19 protein-coding genes are annotated in these 17737 nt (G+C 67.7%); 11 read left to right on the top strand and 8 right to left on the bottom strand.

From position 1 onward, the window contains the following. Window positions 1-18: 18 nt before the first annotated feature. From AC3WOE_RS18670 to atpE, 7 genes are all read left to right on the top strand, one after another. Entirely contained in the window at window positions 19-870 is an 852-nt protein-coding gene (locus AC3WOE_RS18670; protein ID WP_492692547.1) for a peptidyl-prolyl cis-trans isomerase, read from the top strand. Beyond that, a complete protein-coding gene (locus AC3WOE_RS18665; RefSeq protein WP_492692545.1) occupies window positions 867-1808 on the top strand; it encodes a HupE/UreJ family protein in 942 nt (313 codons plus the stop codon). The genes AC3WOE_RS18670 and AC3WOE_RS18665 overlap by 4 nt, the downstream gene beginning before the upstream one ends. Continuing rightward, window positions 1805-2431 carry a TIGR02466 family protein gene (locus tag AC3WOE_RS18660; protein WP_492692543.1) on the top strand — a complete coding sequence of 209 codons (627 nt, stop codon included), beginning with the start codon at window positions 1805-1807 and terminating at the stop codon, window positions 2429-2431. The genes AC3WOE_RS18665 and AC3WOE_RS18660 overlap by 4 nt, the downstream gene beginning before the upstream one ends. Then, a complete protein-coding gene (locus tag AC3WOE_RS18655) occupies window positions 2428-4857 on the top strand; it encodes a spermine/spermidine synthase domain-containing protein (protein WP_492692541.1) in 2430 nt (809 codons plus the stop codon). The genes AC3WOE_RS18660 and AC3WOE_RS18655 overlap by 4 nt, the downstream gene beginning before the upstream one ends. Before the next feature lie 45 nt (window positions 4858-4902). After that, complete coding sequence (locus AC3WOE_RS18650; protein WP_492692540.1) at window positions 4903-5679, top strand: metallophosphoesterase family protein; 777 nt, start codon at window positions 4903-4905, stop codon at window positions 5677-5679. Further along, the gene (locus tag AC3WOE_RS18645) at window positions 5679-7121 is read left to right on the top strand and encodes a protein kinase domain-containing protein (RefSeq protein ID WP_492692538.1); all 1443 of its coding nucleotides are present in this window, start codon (window positions 5679-5681) and stop codon (window positions 7119-7121) included. The genes AC3WOE_RS18650 and AC3WOE_RS18645 overlap by 1 nt, the downstream gene beginning before the upstream one ends. Before the next feature lie 121 nt (window positions 7122-7242). Next, window positions 7243-7485, top strand: a complete 243-nt coding sequence (gene atpE / locus AC3WOE_RS18640; protein WP_439462861.1) for a F0F1 ATP synthase subunit C — start codon at window positions 7243-7245, stop codon at window positions 7483-7485. Here the strand turns inward: atpE and AC3WOE_RS18635 are convergent. After that, window positions 7482-8126: a cupredoxin domain-containing protein gene (locus tag AC3WOE_RS18635; protein ID WP_492692537.1), complete on the bottom strand. Its 645-nt coding sequence runs from the start codon at window positions 8124-8126 to the stop codon at window positions 7482-7484. The two genes, atpE and AC3WOE_RS18635, sit on opposite strands and share 4 nt — an antisense overlap. Window positions 8127-8211: 85 nt before the next feature. Here AC3WOE_RS18635 and AC3WOE_RS18630 point away from each other — a divergent pair, with 85 nt between their 5' ends. Next, a complete protein-coding gene (locus tag AC3WOE_RS18630; protein ID WP_492692536.1) occupies window positions 8212-8538 on the top strand; it encodes a YkgJ family cysteine cluster protein in 327 nt (108 codons plus the stop codon). A 42-nt stretch (window positions 8539-8580) separates the two neighbouring features. Here AC3WOE_RS18630 and AC3WOE_RS18625 read toward each other — a convergent pair whose 3' ends face one another. Then, a complete protein-coding gene (locus AC3WOE_RS18625; RefSeq protein WP_492692534.1) occupies window positions 8581-9789 on the bottom strand; it encodes a tetratricopeptide repeat protein in 1209 nt (402 codons plus the stop codon). Window positions 9790-10081: 292 nt separating this feature from the next. Between AC3WOE_RS18625 and pulA the strand changes: the two genes are divergently transcribed. From pulA to AC3WOE_RS18610, 3 genes are read left to right on the top strand one after another with little or no spacing between them, the layout of a single operon-like run. After that, on the top strand, window positions 10082-13669 hold the full coding sequence (gene pulA / locus AC3WOE_RS18620; protein ID WP_492692533.1) for a pullulanase-type alpha-1,6-glucosidase: 3588 nt from the start codon (window positions 10082-10084) through the stop codon (window positions 13667-13669). Between the two features lie 11 nt (window positions 13670-13680). Next, window positions 13681-14250: a PEP-CTERM sorting domain-containing protein gene (locus AC3WOE_RS18615; RefSeq protein ID WP_492692532.1), complete on the top strand. Its 570-nt coding sequence runs from the start codon at window positions 13681-13683 to the stop codon at window positions 14248-14250. Window positions 14251-14305: 55 nt separating this feature from the next. Continuing rightward, window positions 14306-14824, top strand: coding sequence for an EVE domain-containing protein (locus AC3WOE_RS18610; RefSeq protein ID WP_492692531.1), 519 nt, complete (start codon window positions 14306-14308; stop codon window positions 14822-14824). Window positions 14825-14894: 70 nt separating this feature from the next. On the opposite strand, the gene AC3WOE_RS18605 is transcribed toward AC3WOE_RS18610, so the two are convergent. The 6 genes from AC3WOE_RS18605 to AC3WOE_RS18580 all read right to left on the bottom strand — a co-directional run. Next, on the bottom strand, window positions 14895-15452 hold the full coding sequence (locus AC3WOE_RS18605) for a dihydrofolate reductase family protein (protein WP_492692529.1): 558 nt from the start codon (window positions 15450-15452) through the stop codon (window positions 14895-14897). Window positions 15453-15548: 96 nt separating this feature from the next. Beyond that, window positions 15549-15752 carry a hypothetical protein gene (locus tag AC3WOE_RS18600; RefSeq protein ID WP_492692528.1) on the bottom strand — a complete coding sequence of 68 codons (204 nt, stop codon included), beginning with the start codon at window positions 15750-15752 and terminating at the stop codon, window positions 15549-15551. Between the two features lie 136 nt (window positions 15753-15888). Then, a complete protein-coding gene (locus AC3WOE_RS18595) occupies window positions 15889-16374 on the bottom strand; it encodes a GNAT family N-acetyltransferase (RefSeq protein WP_492692527.1) in 486 nt (161 codons plus the stop codon). A 70-nt stretch (window positions 16375-16444) separates the two neighbouring features. Next, on the bottom strand, window positions 16445-16798 hold the full coding sequence (locus AC3WOE_RS18590; RefSeq protein ID WP_492692526.1) for a hypothetical protein: 354 nt from the start codon (window positions 16796-16798) through the stop codon (window positions 16445-16447). A 70-nt stretch (window positions 16799-16868) separates the two neighbouring features. Further along, window positions 16869-17096, bottom strand: coding sequence for a hypothetical protein (locus tag AC3WOE_RS18585; RefSeq protein ID WP_492692524.1), 228 nt, complete (start codon window positions 17094-17096; stop codon window positions 16869-16871). Window positions 17097-17167: 71 nt separating this feature from the next. After that, window positions 17168-17737: STY0301 family protein (locus AC3WOE_RS18580; protein ID WP_492692522.1), on the bottom strand; the 570-nt coding region annotated here is incomplete at its 5' end.

Genomic DNA, 17737 nt, shown 5'->3' with positions numbered 1-17737 from the left:
TGCCTAGCATGGCAGGCTATGTCCAGCGTCCTGCCCCCCCTAGCCCTCAAGTCGACCTCACGCCAGCCTCTGCCGGCCTGGACCCGTGAGCCGCTGCTGCACTTCCTGCTGATGGGCGCCCTGCTCTTCGGCGTCGACCATCTGATCAACCGCCGCGCCGGCGATGCCAACGAGATCGTCGTCGGCGCCGAAGTCGACGAGGAAGCCCGCCAGCTCTTCAAGGCCACGCGCAACCGCGAGCCCAACGCCGAGGAAATGGCCGCCCTGCGCAAGGTCTGGCTGGACAACGAGGTGCTCTATCGCGAGGGCCTCGCCCTGCAGCTCGACAAGGGTGACACCGCCATCCGCGAACGCGTCATCTTCAAGGCCCTGTCGGTCGTCGACAGCGGCACCCAACTGCCGCCGGCCGAAGAGAAGACCCTGCGCAACTGGTTCGAGGCCCACCGCGCCAAATACGACGAGCCGGCCCGCTTCGACTTCCAGGAAGCCGTGCTGCCCGGAGAGGCCAGCGAGGCCACCGTGCGCGCCTTCGTCGACACGCTGAACAACGGCGCCCCCGGCGATGCCAAGGCCGGCCTGCGCGTCTTCAAGGGTCGGCCGCACGGCAATCTGCTGCAGAGCTATGGCGAAGGCTTCGCCAAGGCGCTGGAGGCCGCGACACCCGGCCAATGGCTGGCCCTGCAAAGCCGCGAGGGTTGGCGTGCCGTGCGCCTGGATGCCGCCAATGGCGCCAAGCCCGCCGGCTTCGAAGCGTTGCGCAATGTCGTGCAGCAGGACTGGACCGACGCGACCCTGTCCGAGCAGCGCAGCGCCGCTGTTGCGGCGTTGGCCAAGAAGTACTCGATCAAGGTCGAGGCTTCCTCGAAATGAAGCGCCTGCTGATCTGGCTGCTTGCGGTGGCCGCAAGCTTGCCTGCCATGGCCCACGAGATGAGCATGGCCGAGATGCAGTTGCGCGAGACCCGGCGCGGCGAATTCCTGTGGCAGTGGATGGCCGGCGAGAAGCGCCCCATCGCCCAGGACCTGACGCCCGTCTGGCCCGAGGGCTGCATCGCCGACGCCACCGTGCTGCGTTGCGGTGCCCAGGGCTTGTCGGGCAGCCTGACGGTGCAGGGCGTGGGCGAGCGCTATTCGGCGGCCCTGGTCAAGGTCTTCTGGCTGGACGGCGAGAGCCGCGTCTACACGCTCACCAAGGCCCAGCCGACGGTGCAGCTCTACGGCGCCGCCAACGACCCGCGCGGCATGGGCGAGATCGCCAGCGCCTACACGCTGCTGGGCGTCGAGCACATTCTCGGCGGCATCGACCACCTGCTCTTCGTCATCAGCCTGCTCTTTCTGGTCGGCTTCCAGCGTCGCCTGGTGTGGACCATCACTGCCTTCACGGCCGCCCACAGCCTGACGCTGGCCTGCAGCGCGCTGGGCTGGCTGACGCTGCGCTCGGCGCCGGTGGAGGCCAGCATCGCCCTGTCCATCGTGCTGGTGGCCGGCGAGGCCCTGCACAAGCGCGAAACCCTGGCGCGCCGCTGGCCCGCTCTCGTTGCCTTCCTGTTCGGCCTGGTGCACGGCCTGGGCTTTGCCGGCGCGCTGAAGGAAATCGGCCTGCCCGAGAACCACCTGCTGGTCGCCCTGCTGACCTTCAACGTCGGCGTCGAACTCGGCCAGCTGATGACGGTGGCGGCCTGCTGGTGCCTGTGGCAGCTCACCAGCCGCTGGCCGGCCCTGCAGCGCGCCCGTGCCGTGCTGCTCTACATGATCGGCGCCGTCGCGGCCTACTGGTCCTGGCTGCGCGTGGCCGCGCTCATCGCATGACAGACGAAGTCATCGGCCTGTTCCCGACACCGGTGCAGCGCTCGACCGGTGTGCTGCCGCTACCTTTGGTCAGCGCCCTGATCGACCACTTCCTGACCCGCGCCCTCGAGGCCAACAACAGCTCCGACGCGCTGTCCCACACGCGCATGCTGCAGCCTTCGGACAGCCCACTGCTGGTGCAGGCCGCCGCCCTCATCACGCCCAGGATCGCCGAGTTCGGCCGTCATCTCTTCGGTGAGAACCTGGGCTGGGCCATCAAGGAGATGTGGGTCAATGTGCTGGACACCGGCGGCCGCCAGGCCATGCACAACCATGCCAACAGCTTTGCCTCCGGCGTGGTCTACCTGACCGAGACGCACGACTCCGCGCGCACCGTCTTCATGAAGTCGCCGGGCGGCCATGACTTCGCGCTGAAGAACGACCACGCCGGCGTCGTCACCGGCCCCTACAACGCCGAGAAATGGATCAGCCCGTCGCCGGCGCCGGGCGACATGGTGTTGTTCCCCAGCTACCTGATGCACGCCGTACCGCCCAATGCCGGCGGGCGGCGCATCAGCCTGGCCTTCAACGCCATTCCGACGAAGTTGGAAAGCTGGGGCTACACGCTGAGCTTCTCCGGTTGAAAGCCCTTGCCCTGCTGTTGATGGCCGCGTCCGGCTTTGCCGGTCTGGGCTATCAGATCGTCTGGACCCAACAGTTCGGCCTCGTCCTCGGCCATGAATCCGCGGCCGTGCTGGCCGTCGTCGCGGCCTTCTTCGGCGGGTTGTCGCTGGGCGCCCTGCTGCTTGGCAAGCGCATCGAGGCGAGCGCCAAGCCGCTGCGCTGGTACGCCGGCTGTGAAACGCTGATCGGCCTGTGGGGCGCTGTGCTCATGCTGGCGATGCCGATCGCCGGCAACGCAGCCCTGCAGTTGATCGGACCCGACGCCACGCCGCTCTGGCATTGGTACATCGCCTTCAGTGCGAGCTTCCTGCTGCTGCTGCCGGCCACGGTCGCCATGGGTGCAACGCTGCCGGCCATGGCGCGCCTGAGCACGGCCAGCGTCGCGCCGCTCTATGCCGCCAACACCCTGGGCGCCGTCGTCGGTGTGCTGGCCACGGCCTTCTGGCTGATCCCGGCCTGGGGGCTGACGGCGAGCGCCGGTCTTTGCGTCGTGCTCAACCTCGGCTGTGCGTTGCTGGCCGGCATCGCGCTGCAGGCCCGCGCCATGCCGGCTCTCGGTCCCTGGCGGTCGAATCGCCCGCTGTGGATGCTCGCGGCCACCGGCCTGCTCGGCATCGCCTATGAAGTGCTGGCCGTACGCGTGCTCAGCCAGGTCGCCGAGGACACGGTCTACACCTTCGCCCTGCTGCTGGCCGTCTACCTCGCCGGCAGTGCCCTGGGCGCCACGGCCTTTGCGCGCTGGGCCTGGCTGCGCAACACGCCGCGCCTGCTGCAGGCGCTGGCCTTCAGCTGCCTGTTGGGCATGGCCGCGCTGTGGGGCGCCGATGCCATCAAGCAAGCCCTGCAACCCGAGACCTTCACCACCGCCCTGGCCACCGAAGCCTTGCTGGCGGTCGCGGTCTTCGCGCTGCCGACGCTGCTGATGGGCGCCCTCTTCTGTCAGCTCAGCGCCGACGCGGCCGAAGCCGGCCTTCCCTTCAGCCTTGCCCTGGGCGTCAACACCCTGGGCGCGATGGCAGCCGCGCCGGTCTTCGGCGTCATGCTGGCCTCGGCTCTCGGCCCCAAGCTGGCGCTGCTGCTCGTCGCCGCCGGGTACCTGTTGCTGATGCCGGCCTGGCGCCGCGCGACCTGGTGGCTGCCCGCGGGGACAACGGCCGCGCTCGCCCTGTTCGCCCCGCCCCTGGCCTTCGTCGACCTGCCCGAGGGCGCCCGCCTGCTGAGCTACCGCGACGGCACCATGGCCGCCGTCAGCGTCGTCGAGGACGAGGCCGGCGTCGCGCGCCTGCGCATCAACAACCGCCAGCAGGAAGGCAGCAGCGCCACGGTTCTCGTCGATGGCCGCCAGGCCCTGCTGCCGCTGCTGCTGCACCCGGCGCCCCGGCGCGCTCTCTTCCTCGGCGTCGGCTCCGGCATCACTTCGGGCGTGGCCGCGCGCCTGCCGGGCGTGACGGTGCATGCCGTCGAACTGCTGCCCGAGGTCATCGAGGCCTCGGCCCTGTTCCGCTCCGCGCTCGGCGAGGGCCCACGCCCCCATCTGCTGGCCGCGGACGCACGCCGCTATGTACGCACGACCTCGCAGCGCTACGACGTCATCGTCTCCGACAACTTCCATCCCGCGCGCAGCGGCTCGGGCGCCCTCTACACGGTCGAGCATTTCCGCGCCGTGCGCGAGCGCCTCGCGGCCGACGGCCTGTTCTGCCAGTGGCTGCCGCTGCACCAGCTCGACCTCGACACGCTGCGCAGCATCACCGCTGCCTTTCTGCAGGCCTTTCCCGATGGCACCGCCATCCTTGCCAGCAACAGCCTGGACACGCCGACCCTCGGTCTCGTCGGCCGTGCCGGCGCCACACGCTTCCAGCCCCACACCCTGCCCGGACTGGCGGCGCAGTTCGGCCTGGCGGACGACTTCTCCGTGCTCGGCAGCTTCATCGCCGACGCCACCGCCCTCAGGCATTTCGCCGCCGACGCGCCGCTCAACACCGACGACCGCCCCTGGGTGGCCTACCGCGCACCGCGCATCACCTACGCGCCCGACTCGGCGCCGCGCGACCGGCTGCTGGATCTGCTGGGCCAGCTGAATGTCGACGCCAGCACCCTGCTCGCCCAGCCCGACGCTGCCGTCGCCTCACGCCTGACCGCCTACGCCCACGCCCGCAACGCCTATCTGGACCTGGGCCGGCGCACGACGCCCAGCGCCGACCCCGCCGTCATGCTGGCCCGCGTCGGCCCGCCGCTGCTGGCCGTGCTGCGCCTGAGCCCCGACTTCCAGCCCGCCGCGGAACCCCTGCGCCGCATTGCGCAAGCCCTGGCACAGCGCGACCCGGCCGCGGCCCGCCAACTGCTCGACGCGCTTGCGCGCATCCGGCCCGACCTGGCAAGCCTCTGAACGCGTGTCGGCCCGGCGTCAGCGCTTCGTGGCAAGCTGCGCCCCATGCGCTGGGCTTTCATCACCGACATTCACGCCAACCGGCAGGCCTTCGAGGCCGTCCTGGCGGACGCCCGCGCCCAAGGCGCCACGCGCTACGCACTGCTGGGCGACTTCGTCGGCTACGGCCCCGACCCGGCCTGGGTGATCGACCAGGTCATGGCCCTGGCCGCCGACGGCGCCATCGCCGTGCAGGGCAACCACGACGAGGCGGTGGCCAACGGCAGCAACCCGGGCATGCACCCCGACGCCCGCGCCGTCATCGACTGGACACGCGCCCAGCTGAACGAGGACCAGTTGCGCTTCCTGGCCCGTCTGCCGCTGCAGGCCCATGGCGAGCCGGGACATTGCCTGTTCGTGCATGCCAATGCCTTCGATCCCAAGGGTTGGGAGTACGTCCAGGGCCGCGCCGAAGCGGTGAAGAGCCTGCATGCCAGCCCGGCGCGCGTCCAGGTCTGCGGCCATATGCACGAGCCCATGCTCTTCCACCTGTCGGGCACCGGCAAGGCGGGCGACTTCCGGCCGGTGGCCGGCGTGCCCATGCCGCTGCCGGCCCACCGCCAGTGGCTGGTCATCCCCGGCTCCTGCGGGCAGCCGCGCGATGGCAACCCGGCGGCCTGCTACGCGCTGCTGGACCCGGGCAAGTCCGACCTGGACGATTCCCGCATCACCTTCCAGCGCGTGGCCTATGACGTCGACGCGGCCGTCGCGGCGCTGCGCGCGACCGAGTTGCCGCCGCTGATCGCCGAGCGCCTGGCCAAGCGCCTCACCCGCGGCGAGTGATGACGACCCCCTCGCCCGCCGCTCCGCCCGCCCCCCTCGAGGCCGGCCAGGTGCTGGACGGCTTCCGGCTGGAAGCGCGGCTGCACCAGGGTGGCATGGCCAATCTCTGGCAGGTCAGCCGGGCCGATGGCAGTGACGACGGCTTCGAGCTGCTGATGAAGGTGCCGCGCATCAAGGGTGGCGAGGACCCCGCGACCATCGTCGGCTTCGAGGTCGAGCAGATGCTGATGCCGCAACTGAGCGGCCCCCATGTGCCGCGCTATATCGCCCGTGGTGACTGGACGCGCCAGGCCTTCATCGTCATGGAGCGCATTCCCGGCGACACGCTGCGGCCGCTGCTGGACGAAGCCCCGCTGGCGGTCGAGCAGGTGGCCGACATCGGCGCCCGCGTCGCCACGGCCTTGGCGGCCTTGCACCGCCAGCATGTGGTGCACCTGGACATCAAGCCCAGCAACATCATGTTCCGCCCCGACGGCACGGCCGTGCTCGTCGACTTCGGCCTGAGCCGCCACGAACTGCTGCCCGACCTGCTGGAAGAGGAGTTCACCCTGCCCATGGGCACGGGCCCTTACATGAGCCCGGAGCAGGTGCAGTTCGTTCGCAACGATCCGCGCAGCGACCTGTTCGCGCTGGGCGTCATGCTCTACCACCTGGCCACCGGCGAGCGCCCCTTCGGTCAGCCGAACTCGGTGCGCGGCCTGCGCCGCCGCCTCTTCGTCGAGCCCATGCCGCCACGCGCCATCCGGCCGGAGCTGCCGGCCTGGCTGCAGGAAATCATCCTGCACTGCCTGGAAGTCAAGCCCGAACGCCGCTACCAGAGCGCTGCCCAGCTGGCCCTGGACCTGCGCGAGCCGGGCGGCGTGGCGCTGACAGCGCGCGCCGAAAAGCTGCAGGTCAGCGGCGGCATGCGGCGGCTCAAGCGCTGGTTCTTTGCGCTCGGCGCCGAACCCGCGCCCGCTGCGCCGGCCGGCCAGCAGCTGGCGCGCAGCCCCATCGTCATGGCGGCCGTCGACGTCGACAACGCGACCCCGGAACTGCTGGCTCAGCTCTGCGAGACCGTGCGCCGCATCGTGCAGACCGAGGCCGGCGCGCGCCTGGCCTGCGTGTCCGTCATGCGCGTGAACCGCATCGGCATCGACGAGCTGACCGACCAGCATGGCCAGAGCCTGCATGTGAAGCAGCTCATCGCGCTCAAGCACTGGGCGCGCCCCATCAGCAAGGCGCTGGACCTGGACGACGGCCGGCTCACCTTCCACGTGCTGGAGGCGCCCGATCCGGCCGGCGCCATCATCGACTTCGCCCACCGCAACGGCGTGGACCACATCGTCATGGGCGCGCGGGGCGCATCGGCCCTGCGGCGCTATCTGGGCAGCGTGTCGGGCCAGGTGGTGGCCGAGTCGGATTGCACCGTCACCGTGGTGCGAGAACCGGCTGCGAGTTAGCGCGGAAAGAAGCCTCCAGTTGACCTGAAACGGTCGCTGAACTCAATGACGTCCGAGGTCATCGACGCGCCGCCATGACGCGGCCAGACTCCCTGTTGCCAACACACAAGGAGTACTCAAGATGCCTGCCTTCGACGTCCTGCCCCTCGCCGTCGCCCTGCTGATCGGCATTCCCGCTTTCGGCTCCTGCCTGGGCATCGGCCTGGCCAGCATGAAGCTGCTCGAAGGCATGGCGCGCCAGCCCGAGCTGGCGCCCGCGCTGCAGACCAAGTTCTTCCTGGCGGTGGGCGTCACCGACGGCGCCTTCATCATCGCCACCGGTGTCGGGCTGTGGTTCGCGACCGCGAACCCCTTCGCCCACTAGCCCCCAAAGTAAGGATCACCCGCCGGCCGCTTCTTGCGCGCCGGGGCGATCTGCGTGGTGATCGTGACGGCATTGCCGGTGGCCGCGATCTTCACCTCCGTCGGCGCACCGTCGACGAGCTGGTCCGGGTGCCAGATGCGCACCTTGGCCGGACCTTCCGGCAGGCCCTGCATGACGGTTTTGCCATCCTCGCCACCGAGCTTGGCCCAGGGCGTGTCGGCCACGTAGATGTGGCCACGCATCGAGCCGTGGATATGGCAGCCCAGCAGATAGGCGCCGGGCTGGTTCAGCACCTTGCTGTCGCTGGCCGGCGGCTTGGTGCCGACACGGCCGGCGAGGCGGAACTGGGTGTTCTGGCCCGGATCGACGTAGACACCGCCCGCGCCCATCAGGCCGAGGATGACGTGATGGTCCCAGGTGTCGAGATTGCTGAAGCTCACCTTGGCGCCCAGGCCGACGACGCTGACCGTGGGTACGAAGCGCAGCTTCTCCTGCGTGATCGTCGCCTCCATGACCATGGCGGGCCGCGGCCCCTGCACGGCGCTGTCGACCAGCACGACGGCATCGGCCAGCGGCTTGCCGTTGCGGTCCAGCACGGTGACGGTCAGATCGCCAGCGTGGGCCGCGGCCGCAGCCAGCATCAGGAGAGTGCCTAGAAATGCGCGCATGGTGGGCAGGGATGAGCCGGGATCGGCCCAGTGTCTCACCGCTGCCTACACTGGCTGGATGAGTGACAACCCCTGTTTGAGCTGCGGCGCCTGCTGTGCAAGTTTCCGAGTCGATTTCGACCGCAGCGAGCTGGACAGTGAAGGCGGCCGCGTGCCCGACGGACTGGCGGTGGAACTGACCGGCCGCCTGGTGCGCATGCGCGGCACCGACCACGCCCAGCCGCGCTGCGCCGCCTTCACCGGCCAGGTGGGCGTGAAGGCCAGCTGCGGCATCCACGAATGGCGGCCCTCGCCCTGCCGCGAGTTCGGCGAACGCGCGCCCATGGGCATTGGCGACGAGGCCTGCGCGCGGGCCCGAGCCCGGCACGGGCTCCCGCCGATCTGACCCGGCACGGGCCGGGCCGATCTGACCCGGCAGGGGCCGGGCCTAGGACCCCGCTGCTCCGCGCAGCGGAATCCGCTGCTGGCGCTGCTGCTCGCGCATCTCGTTGAGCCAGGCCAGCTTGGCGCCATACATCTCGCGGTCCCTGACGGTGGCGCTGTTCTCCAGCGCCTTCGCGATCTCGCCGCGCGCCCCCGACACATCGCCCATGCCGTAGTTGGCCAGGCCCAGCCAGAAGTGGAACTCGGGCACATAGGCCGCACGCGCCACCTCCTTGCGGAAGAGCTGCTTGGCGACGGCGTACTCGCCCACCCGCATGGCCGCCAGCCCCTCGTCGAAGAACTTGTACGGCGGCACCGGCTGGATCTGGGCGAGCTGGTTGGCGTAGACCTCGGCCTCCTGGCGGCGACCGGTGTCGCTGAGCACCAGGATCAGGTTGGACATGGCCTGGGTATTGAGCGGCTCGCGCTCCAGCACCAGGCGCAACGTGGCTTCGGCGCGGTCCATCAGCCCCTTGCGGCGGTAGAGCACGGCCAGGGTGTTGTAGGCCGACAGCCAGCGCGCATCGGTCTGGATGGCGGCGCGCGCCCACCAGTAGGCATCGTCCACCTGGCCCACCGTCAGCGCCTCGGCGGCGCGGTTGTTCAGGAACATCGCGAGGATGGTGGACTCGTCGATGACGCGGCCGCGGTGGCCGCGCACCTCGTCGGGCGGCAGGAAGTCGATGGTCAGCAACTCGGGATCACCGAAGACGGTGGCCCGCCCGACGGCCAGCGGTCGGGCCAGGCTGATGTTGACGTGGCCGGCGACGAAGAAGATGTTGTGGGAGCGGGTCCAGCTTTCCTCGAGAAAGACGCTGTTGAAGCGCACCGGCATGTTCAGGTGCCGGGCAAAGGCGGCCGTCATCAGCACCAGCGACATGCAGTTGCCGCGCCGGGCCTCGAAGGCCTCGGCAGCGGTCCGCGTCACCTCGGCGTCGTAGTCGAGCTGCAGCCGGCCCTTGGTGTAGAGGGCGTCGATGAGGCCGTCGCGCAGGCCCTTGTTGCGGATCTCGCTGGCCATCTCGGTCTCGGCGAATCGCTTCATCGCCGGGCTCAGGGCCAGGGCCTCCTGCGGATCGATCTTCACGCTGGGCGGCTTGAAGGCCGTGTCGACGAAGACGTCGGTGCTCGGCGGCGCCTTGGTCTCGACGGCGCAGCCGCTCAGGCCGGCCGCCACGGCCATGGCGGCGCACAGGACGCGGATCTTGTTCATGGCAGTGTCTCCTGCTCTGGTTGCGGTCTCCTGTCTGAAGCTTAGTCCTGCGCTGCACTGATGTCGTGAGTCATCCTCACGAAATTGGCAGCAGTCACAACGCCCGTCGATCCAGGCAGTGTCTAAATCAAGAATGAAATAAAACTACGAACCAGTCAAATCCGCAGCCAAATATCCCAGAGAGATCGCGAACGGCGAGAGACAATTCGTGAACTTCTCCTCGGGATTCCACCAGCTTCCTGATGTAGTTTTACTTCAATAGCATCCACACACTTCAAAGGAGTGCACGGACATGAAGGCATGGGCAGGCTGGACGCGGCAGATGCGTCGGGCGATCACGGGCTTGGCAATCGGCGCGATGGCGCTGCTCGGCGGCTGCGGAGGCGGCAGCGCCGCAGCCCCCGCCGCCATGAGCAGCGTCAGCAGCGCCGCGGTGGACGACAGCGGCACCGAACTGCTGGCCGCCGTGCCGGGTGCGGCCCCGACACTGCGCGCCAAGATTGCCGCGGCGGCCACTCCGGGGACGCCGGCCACCTCGCTGCGCGTGCACTACCGCCGCTCGGCCGGCGACTACGCCGGTTGGCAGATCCACACCTGGAATGCCGCCCAGAGCCCGAACTGGAACGGCGGCTGGAACAGCGGCGGCAGCGATGACTTCGGCGCCTACTACGACGTGCCGCTGGCCTCGGGCACCGGCACGGTCGGCTTCCTGTTCCACAACGGCGACAACAAGGACAACGGCGGCGCCGACCAAAGCTACGCCTTGCAGTCCGGCGCCAACGAGATCTGGCGCCTGCAGGGCGACAGCACCAACTACGCCAGCAACCCCACACTGCTGCCGGCGCCGGACATCAAGACCCTGCGCGTGCACTACAAGCGCTTCGACGGCGGCTACAGCGCCTGGGGCCTGCACCTGTGGAACGGCAGCGGCCTGAACGCCCCGGCCCTGCCCGCCGGCGTGAACATCGAGAACTGGGGCCAGCCCGTGCCGCTGAGTGCCATGGCCGGCTACACGGTCGGTGACGGCGAGGTGGTGTTCGACATCCCCGTGCTGAACCCGCAGGGCGACGTCAATCGCAAGAGCCTGGAATTCATCATCCACGGCATGCCGCCCAACGAGAACGACAAGGACGGCCGCAACGACAACATCCATGTCGAATACGCCGCGCTGAACATCCAGAACCAGGTCGGCCAGATCTGGCTGGTGGAGCGCGATGCCACCGTCTACAACGCGCCGCCCGACCTGCGCTCGGTCTCCAGCACCGACGCCCGCGCCGTGTGGCTGAACAAGAGCCTGGTCAAGTGGCCGCGCATCGCGACGAGCAGCCCGGTGCGCCTCTACTACTCGGCCACCGGCCAGATCAGCGTCGGCCTGGACGCCTCCGTGCAGGGCGCCGACGGCTACATCACGCTCGACGCCTTCACGGGCAATGTGCCGCCCGCCGATGCGCTGCGCTTCAAGTACGTGGCCAGCGGCACCGTCTTCAATGTGCGCACCGCCGACATCGCCCGCCTGCCCACCCTGCACCAGCAGCAGCTCGTGCTCGTGCAGGAAGACGCCAACGGCAAGGTGCAGAACGCGACGACGGCCCAGATCGCCGGCGCGCTGGACGACCTCTACGCCGCCGCCACCAACGTGCCCGACCTCGGCGCCGTCGCCAGCAACGGCAACACCAGCTTCAAGCTGTGGGCGCCGACCGCCCAGGCCGTGTCCCTGGTGCTGACCCAGTCCCTGGGCAACTCGGGCCTGACCCGCACGACGACCGACGCGATGACCCGCGACGCCGCCACCGGCGTCTGGAGCCTGAGCAAGCAGGGCCATCTGCAGGGCGCCAGCTACCGCTACCAGGTGCAGGTCTTCGTCAAGGGCACGGGCCTGGTCAAGAACCTCGTCACCGACCCCTATTCCCTGGGCCTCACCCTGGGCAGCCAGCAGAGCGTCGTCATGGACCTGCAGGCCCAGGCCACCAAGCCCAATGGCTGGGACCAGAGCGCGCCGCCCGCCACGGTGAACGCACCGTCGGACCTCAGCATCTACGAGCTGCACGTCCGCGATTTCTCCATCAACGACATGACGGTGCCCGCCGCCGAGCGTGGCAAATACCTGGCCTTCACCGAGCGCCAGTCCAACGGCATGAAGCACCTCGCCGGCCTGGCCGCCGCCGGCCTGACCGACGTGCATCTGCTGCCGGTCTTCGACATCGCCAGCGTCAACGAGAAGAGCTGCACGACGCCGTCGCCCAGCGGCGCGCCGGACAGCGACTCCCAGCAAGCGACGGTGGCCGCCACCGCCGGCACCGACTGCTTCAACTGGGGCTACGACCCGCTGCAGTTCAGCACGCCCGAAGGCAGCTACTCCAGCAATGCCAACGACCCGCTGGCCCGCGTCCTCGAGTTCCGCCGCATGGTGCAGTCGCTGAATGCGGCGGGCCTGCGCGTCGGCATGGACGTGGTGTTCAACCACACCACCTCGTCGGGACAGAACACCAACTCGGTGCTCGACAAGGTCGTGCCCGGCTACTACTACCGCCTCAACGCCACCGGCGGCATCGAGCGCTCGACCTGCTGCGAGAACACCGCGGCCGAGAACCTGATGATGGGCAAGCTGATGATCGACTCGGCCGTCACCTGGACGCGCGACTACCGCATCAGCTCGCTGCGCTTCGACATCATGGGCCACCATCCGCGCTCGGTCATCGAGGCGCTGAAGGCCCGCGTCGAGGCCGCCGCCGGCCGCAAGGTGCAGATCCTCGGCGAGGGCTGGAACTTCGGCGAAGTGGCCAATGGCGCGCGCTTCGTGCAGGCCGAGATGCTGTCGCTGAACGGCTCCGGCATCGGCAGCTTCAACCCCATCATCCGCGACGCCGTGCGCGGCGGTGGCTGCTGCGATTCCGGGAATGCCGTCGTCGCCAACCAGGGCTATGTGAACGGCTTCTTCTACGACCCCAATGCCAACGCCAACGGCCAGAGCCGCGGCGAGCTGATGTGGCAGGCCGACCGCATCAAGGCTTCGCTGGCGGGCTCCATCCGCAGCTTCCAGATGCAGACCAGCTGGGACGCCAACCTGCGCCTGGACCAGATCGACGTCGGCGGCATCCCGGCCGGCTGGGTACTGGAGCCGGGCGAGGTCGTCAACTACGTGGAGAACCACGACAACCTGACCCTGTTCGACAACAACGCCTTCCGCCTGCCCACCGGCACCAGCAAGGAAGACCGCGCCCGCGTGCAGATCCTGGCCAGCGCCATCAATGCCTTCAGCCAGGGCGTGGCCTACTTCCACGCCGGCGTGGACACGCTGCGCAGCAAATCGCTCGACAAGAACAGCTACGACAGCGGCGACTGGTTCAACCGCCTGGACTGGAGCTACCAGGACAACAACTTCGGCGTCGGCCTGCCGCCCTCGCGCGACAACGGCGACAACTGGAACTACGCCCGCCCGCTGTTGACCAACCCGCTGATCAAGCCCCACCCCAACGACATCGCCTGGACGCGCGACGCCTTCCGTGACCTGCTGCGCATCCGCAAGAGCAGCACCCTGCTGCGCCTGCGCACGGCCGAGGACATCAAGGCGCGCCTGAGCTTCCTGAACACCGGCTCCAACCAGGAAGCCACGGTGCTGGTCGGCCGCCTGAACGGCGTCGGCTACCCGGGCGCCAACTTCGATGAACTCGTCTACCTGATCAACGTCGACAAGAACGCCAAGCAGCTGACCCTGCCCACCCTGGCCGGCCACGCGCTGGAACTGCACCCGGTGCACCAGGCCGCCGGCGCTGTCGACTCGCGCGCCAGGCAGGCCAGCTTCGACAGCACGACCGGCAGCTTCAATGTGCCGGCCCGCACCGCCGTCGTCTTCGTCGCCCGCCCCGCCGCCGCCCAATGAAAGCAACAGCCATGAAGATGAAGAAGTTCCACCAACTGGCCGCAGCGGCCGCCCTCGCCTTCGCCAGCCTCACGGCCATCGCCAACCCGGTCGCCGTCGACGTCAGCGGCGCCCAGAGCATCAATCTGCAGGGCGAGGCGGGCAATGTCGTCTGGCTCATCGACGTCGGCGCCAACGCGCTGTTGACTTCGCTGGACTGGGCCCTGGAACTGGATGCCTTCTCGCCCAGCGCGCTGGCCGAGATGCAGGTCAGCTTCGGCGACTCCAGCGGCAGCAATCTGCTGACCTTCACACCCGGCGGCACCGACTTCTTCAGCGGTGACGGCAGCTACAGCGGCTCCCTGGACCTGTCGGCCTATGGCGTCGCCGTCGGCGCCGATGGCCTGCTGCGCATCGAGTTCAGCGAGGCCTTCAAGGACTTCGCCGCCGGCGTGGCCGAAGGGCAATGGGTCAGCGGCACTCTGACGTTTGGCATCGGGGCGCTGCCCGAGCCGGCAAGCGTCACGCTGACGCTGCTAGGCCTGGGTCTGGCCGCCGGCACAAAGCGCATGCGCCGCGCCGAGACCCCGCAGTCCTGCTGACAAACCGTTGCTGTCCGCCCGGCCATCATGGCGACCTCACCCGAGGAGCATGAGCATGGCAGCAGCAAACGCCCTGGCGCAGGCCAGCCTGTGGGCAGAACCGGCACTCCCCATCACGACCGCGCCGCGGCGCGGCAACTGGATTGCCGTGGCCAGCGCCACCCATGCGCGCCGCGGCTGTGCGCAGGCCGACGCCGGCTATATGCAGGTCTGCCACGGCAAGGTCGCCCCGCTGCGCCGCGTCAAGCCCGGCGACCGCGTTGCCTACTACTCGCCCACCCTCACCATGGGCGGTAGCGACAAGCTGCAGTCCTTCGTGTCGATCGGCCTGGTCAGGCCCGGCGATCCCTACGCCTTCGACATGGGCGACGGCTTCGTGCCCTTCCGCAAGGACGTGGACTACCTTCCCGCCCACGAAGCCCCGATCGTGCCGCTACTCGACCACTTCGAGTTCATCCAGGACCGCGCTCGCTGGGGTTATTCCTTCCGCTTCGGGCTGTTTGCCATCGGCGACCACGACATGCGGCTGATTGCCGATGCCATGGGGGCCGACGCCGCCGGCCTGCATTTCTGAGCGCGCGACGGCGAGCGGCGGCATCCTGGACATGGGCATGTCGGCGGCGTGGCAGAGGGGCAGTGGAATGCTAGCGTGCGCGCCGGTAGTGCATGGCGACCGCGCCGTTGCCCAGCGACTTCGCCGAAATCAACTCAAGGCGCCGCGTGACGGGCAAGCCACTCTCGTACAGCGTCGGGCCGTGACCGGCGATACGAGGGTGGACGAGGAACCGGTACTCGTCGATCAGATCCAACCGGTCCAGTTCGGTCGCCAGCCTGCCGCTGCCCAGGAGCACGCCGTCGGGGGTCGCATCCTTGAGCCTCTGGACGCCCGAGCGCAGGTCGCCGGCGATGGAGTGGCTGTTCGTCCACGGGAAGTCCTTGCGCGTCGAGGACACCACATATTTCGGCTTGGCCTCCAGCTTGGCCGCCCACTCGTGCATCGCCGGTGGCGCCTCCACCTCGCCGCGCGCGACGGCCGGCCAGTAGCTCTCCATCATCTCGTAAGTGACGCGGCCCCACAGCATCGCGCCGCTCTCGTCCATGAGGCGGGTGAAGAAGGCATGCGTCTCGTCGTCGGCGATGCCTTCCTGGTGATCGACGCAGCCGTCCAGGGTGAGGTTGAGGCTGAAGGTCAGAAGTCCCATGGCAAAGAATCGACTCCGGGTTGGCGGGCTGCTGGACTGGCCTCGCGGCGATTGACGTTTGACATCGGGCGCGCCTCGGAGACCGATGCAGGGGGCTCAGGCTCTCAAAAAGTAGGGAATCGCTGCAATGGCGACGCCCAGGCCCACCAGCAGCCATGAGCTCGACACGAAGTACGGCACCACCATGAGCGCCATGCCGCAGAGAAGCGGGACCACGGCACGTTGCTTCTTTCCGTAGACGAAGTAGCCCAGGCCCACCGACCCAAAGACGATGCCCCAGATCAGCAGCGATTCGCTCACTTGGCCCCCCATGCAAGCTGACATTGGAGGTGAGGGGCGTACAACGGCGAGGCACCCTGGGGCCCACGATTGACCACACCCGTCGCCGAACCTTGCCGTTGGGTGTCGGTTTCAACCGACTTGTCAGAGCTCGTCCTCAATGCCGACCTCGGTAAGTGAAGTTTGGCCCTTTGAACTCCAGCAGCACATCCGGACAACGCTCCTCATTGGCTTTCCCATCGGTGAGCTCGACTACCTTGAATCCGTGCCGCTCGTAGAACCGGCGTGCGCCGCTATTGGCCTGAAATGTGTACAAACGAATTGGAAGCGGCAATGTGCACATGGCATGCGCCAAGAGCACGGAGCCGATGCCTTGACCAACAAGTGTTGGTTCGACTGCCATTTGCGTGATCCACGACAGCGCTTCAGCTTTCTCGGCGGCCATTGCGGCCACTACCTTGCCCCCGATTTCAGCTACTGTGACACCACCCGATGGGACCAAGTGTGCTCCGACCCAATCGCGTACTTCTGAGTCCGTATGGGCGGACGGGGCATAGGGCATGAAGGCGGAGCGCGTATCGATCAGCAGGCTCGCCACCCGTGGTGCATCTGCAGCAGTGGCCGGGCGCAGCGTAACGTTCATTGAGGTCTAACGTGCAAGCTCAGCGGACGGCGAAGCCGTCCGCTGCAGCGTAGGGTTGAACAGCAGCGCTTCATTCATACGAGACCACAACCCCGTTTGCGAGTTTCTCTTGCTTGAAGATCTTTGCGCCTTGCACGCCGGCGACTACAAGCTGGGACTCAGAAACCCATCGAACTTTTAGCGCCAGCGAGCCGTCGGCAATGAAAGTGTTCCCCGCTTCTTTGGGCACTGCGTCACCTTTCGCCAGAACCGAGAGTTGCGTGTTAAAGCCAGTCGTCGCGCCGCAATTGCGATTGAAGATCACGGCAACGTGACCGCCGCGAGGCGATTCAATGGTTGATGCGACGTCGTTGCCGCAGCCGGCATCACAGCCGCCGAGCGCAACCAGAATTCCTGTACCGATGGCAACTGTGCCTAGCCGCATTGCTGCTGTTCAACGTTGGAGTTCAGCCGACCGGACGGCGCAGCCGGCCAGGGTCGGCTGCAATGACGGGTTAGACAGCACTTGCCGCATGGGCTGCCCAATACGCTGAGAGTGCTTCGACAGCAGTGCCTGCGATGTCATCAGAGTCTTTGCGCCACACATAGTCAGTGTCGCCACGCGTGACGACAACAGTGCAGCGCCTGACATTGCGCTCGCTATCCCATTTGAGCAATACAAGCGCCCCGTCAGCCCGGACACGTTCGATCTCGGAGAAAAGGGATTGCAACTCGGTGGTCATTTAGTGCTGTCTAACGTTCGCGGTAAGCGGACCAGCCAGCGTAGCTGGCGCAGGTCCGCTTGACCAAATGGTTATGGCTTGTATTCATCGCATTGAAGAATTCCGCCACGCTTGGCGGTGCATTTCTTGACGTTCGCTGGAAGCGCTCTGGTGAACTGGAATCGAGTTTCGAAATAGTGGCACGCCATGTATAGCGGCGGAGTTCCGGGAGGCGCCTTTGTAAAGCTCCAACTTGGATCGCGTGCCGATTCGCTGTCAGGCTTCAACTCAATGATCTTCTTTGGATCGTCGGAATAGATGGAGATGCCAGACGCATACGAATACGTAGCGATCCGCCCGTCGCCATCCGGTCTCACGAAATCCTGCCATCCTGCCTCCTGCTTATCCAGCCTCTGCGTGGTCAGAATCTTTTCGGGGCAGACGATCTCAAGCGCCTTACTTGACGACGCAACAAAAATGGAAATAGCAAAGACAGCTGCGACGCGATTCATCCTTGAGCCATAACGTTTGACATGAGAGGCGGCTTGCGGATGGCGAAGCCAGCCGTAAGACGTCCTCTCGATGGAATACGAAGGGACTTCCCACCTTCTGGCCCCGGCGCCGAGGCGCCAAGATTGATGGTGCGAATCGTCAATCTGCAG

Source organism: Roseateles sp. FW305-36, from assembly GCF_058787015.1.
The sequence above is the reverse complement of the archived record's forward strand: the minus strand, read 5'-3'. Positions and strand labels throughout refer to the sequence as shown.

What these genes read in the sequence shown, in the direction of transcription:
- AC3WOE_RS18585 (WP_492692524.1), bottom strand. Translation starts at nt 17,096, where the DNA reads ATGACCACCGAGTTGCAATCCCTTTTCTCCGAGATCGAACGTGTCCGG.
- AC3WOE_RS18605 (WP_492692529.1), bottom strand. Translation starts at nt 15,452, where the DNA reads ATGGGACTTCTGACCTTCAGCCTCAACCTCACCCTGGACGGCTGCGTC.
- AC3WOE_RS18645 (WP_492692538.1), top strand. Translation starts at nt 5,679, where the DNA reads ATGACGACCCCCTCGCCCGCCGCTCCGCCCGCCCCCCTCGAGGCCGGC.
- AC3WOE_RS18635 (WP_492692537.1), bottom strand. Translation starts at nt 8,126, where the DNA reads ATGCTGGCTGCGGCCGCGGCCCACGCTGGCGATCTGACCGTCACCGTG.
- AC3WOE_RS18630 (WP_492692536.1), top strand. Translation starts at nt 8,212, where the DNA reads ATGAGTGACAACCCCTGTTTGAGCTGCGGCGCCTGCTGTGCAAGTTTC.
- AC3WOE_RS18650 (WP_492692540.1), top strand. Translation starts at nt 4,903, where the DNA reads ATGCGCTGGGCTTTCATCACCGACATTCACGCCAACCGGCAGGCCTTC.
- AC3WOE_RS18660 (WP_492692543.1), top strand. Translation starts at nt 1,805, where the DNA reads ATGACAGACGAAGTCATCGGCCTGTTCCCGACACCGGTGCAGCGCTCG.
- AC3WOE_RS18665 (WP_492692545.1), top strand. Translation starts at nt 867, where the DNA reads ATGAAGCGCCTGCTGATCTGGCTGCTTGCGGTGGCCGCAAGCTTGCCT.
- AC3WOE_RS18615 (WP_492692532.1), top strand. Translation starts at nt 13,681, where the DNA reads ATGAAGATGAAGAAGTTCCACCAACTGGCCGCAGCGGCCGCCCTCGCC.
- AC3WOE_RS18670 (WP_492692547.1), top strand. Translation starts at nt 19, where the DNA reads ATGTCCAGCGTCCTGCCCCCCCTAGCCCTCAAGTCGACCTCACGCCAG.
- AC3WOE_RS18595 (WP_492692527.1), bottom strand. Translation starts at nt 16,374, where the DNA reads ATGAACGTTACGCTGCGCCCGGCCACTGCTGCAGATGCACCACGGGTG.
- AC3WOE_RS18625 (WP_492692534.1), bottom strand. Translation starts at nt 9,789, where the DNA reads ATGAACAAGATCCGCGTCCTGTGCGCCGCCATGGCCGTGGCGGCCGGC.
- AC3WOE_RS18610 (WP_492692531.1), top strand. Translation starts at nt 14,306, where the DNA reads ATGGCAGCAGCAAACGCCCTGGCGCAGGCCAGCCTGTGGGCAGAACCG.
- AC3WOE_RS18590 (WP_492692526.1), bottom strand. Translation starts at nt 16,798, where the DNA reads ATGCGGCTAGGCACAGTTGCCATCGGTACAGGAATTCTGGTTGCGCTC.
- pulA (WP_492692533.1), top strand. Translation starts at nt 10,082, where the DNA reads ATGAAGGCATGGGCAGGCTGGACGCGGCAGATGCGTCGGGCGATCACG.
- atpE (WP_439462861.1), top strand. Translation starts at nt 7,243, where the DNA reads ATGCCTGCCTTCGACGTCCTGCCCCTCGCCGTCGCCCTGCTGATCGGC.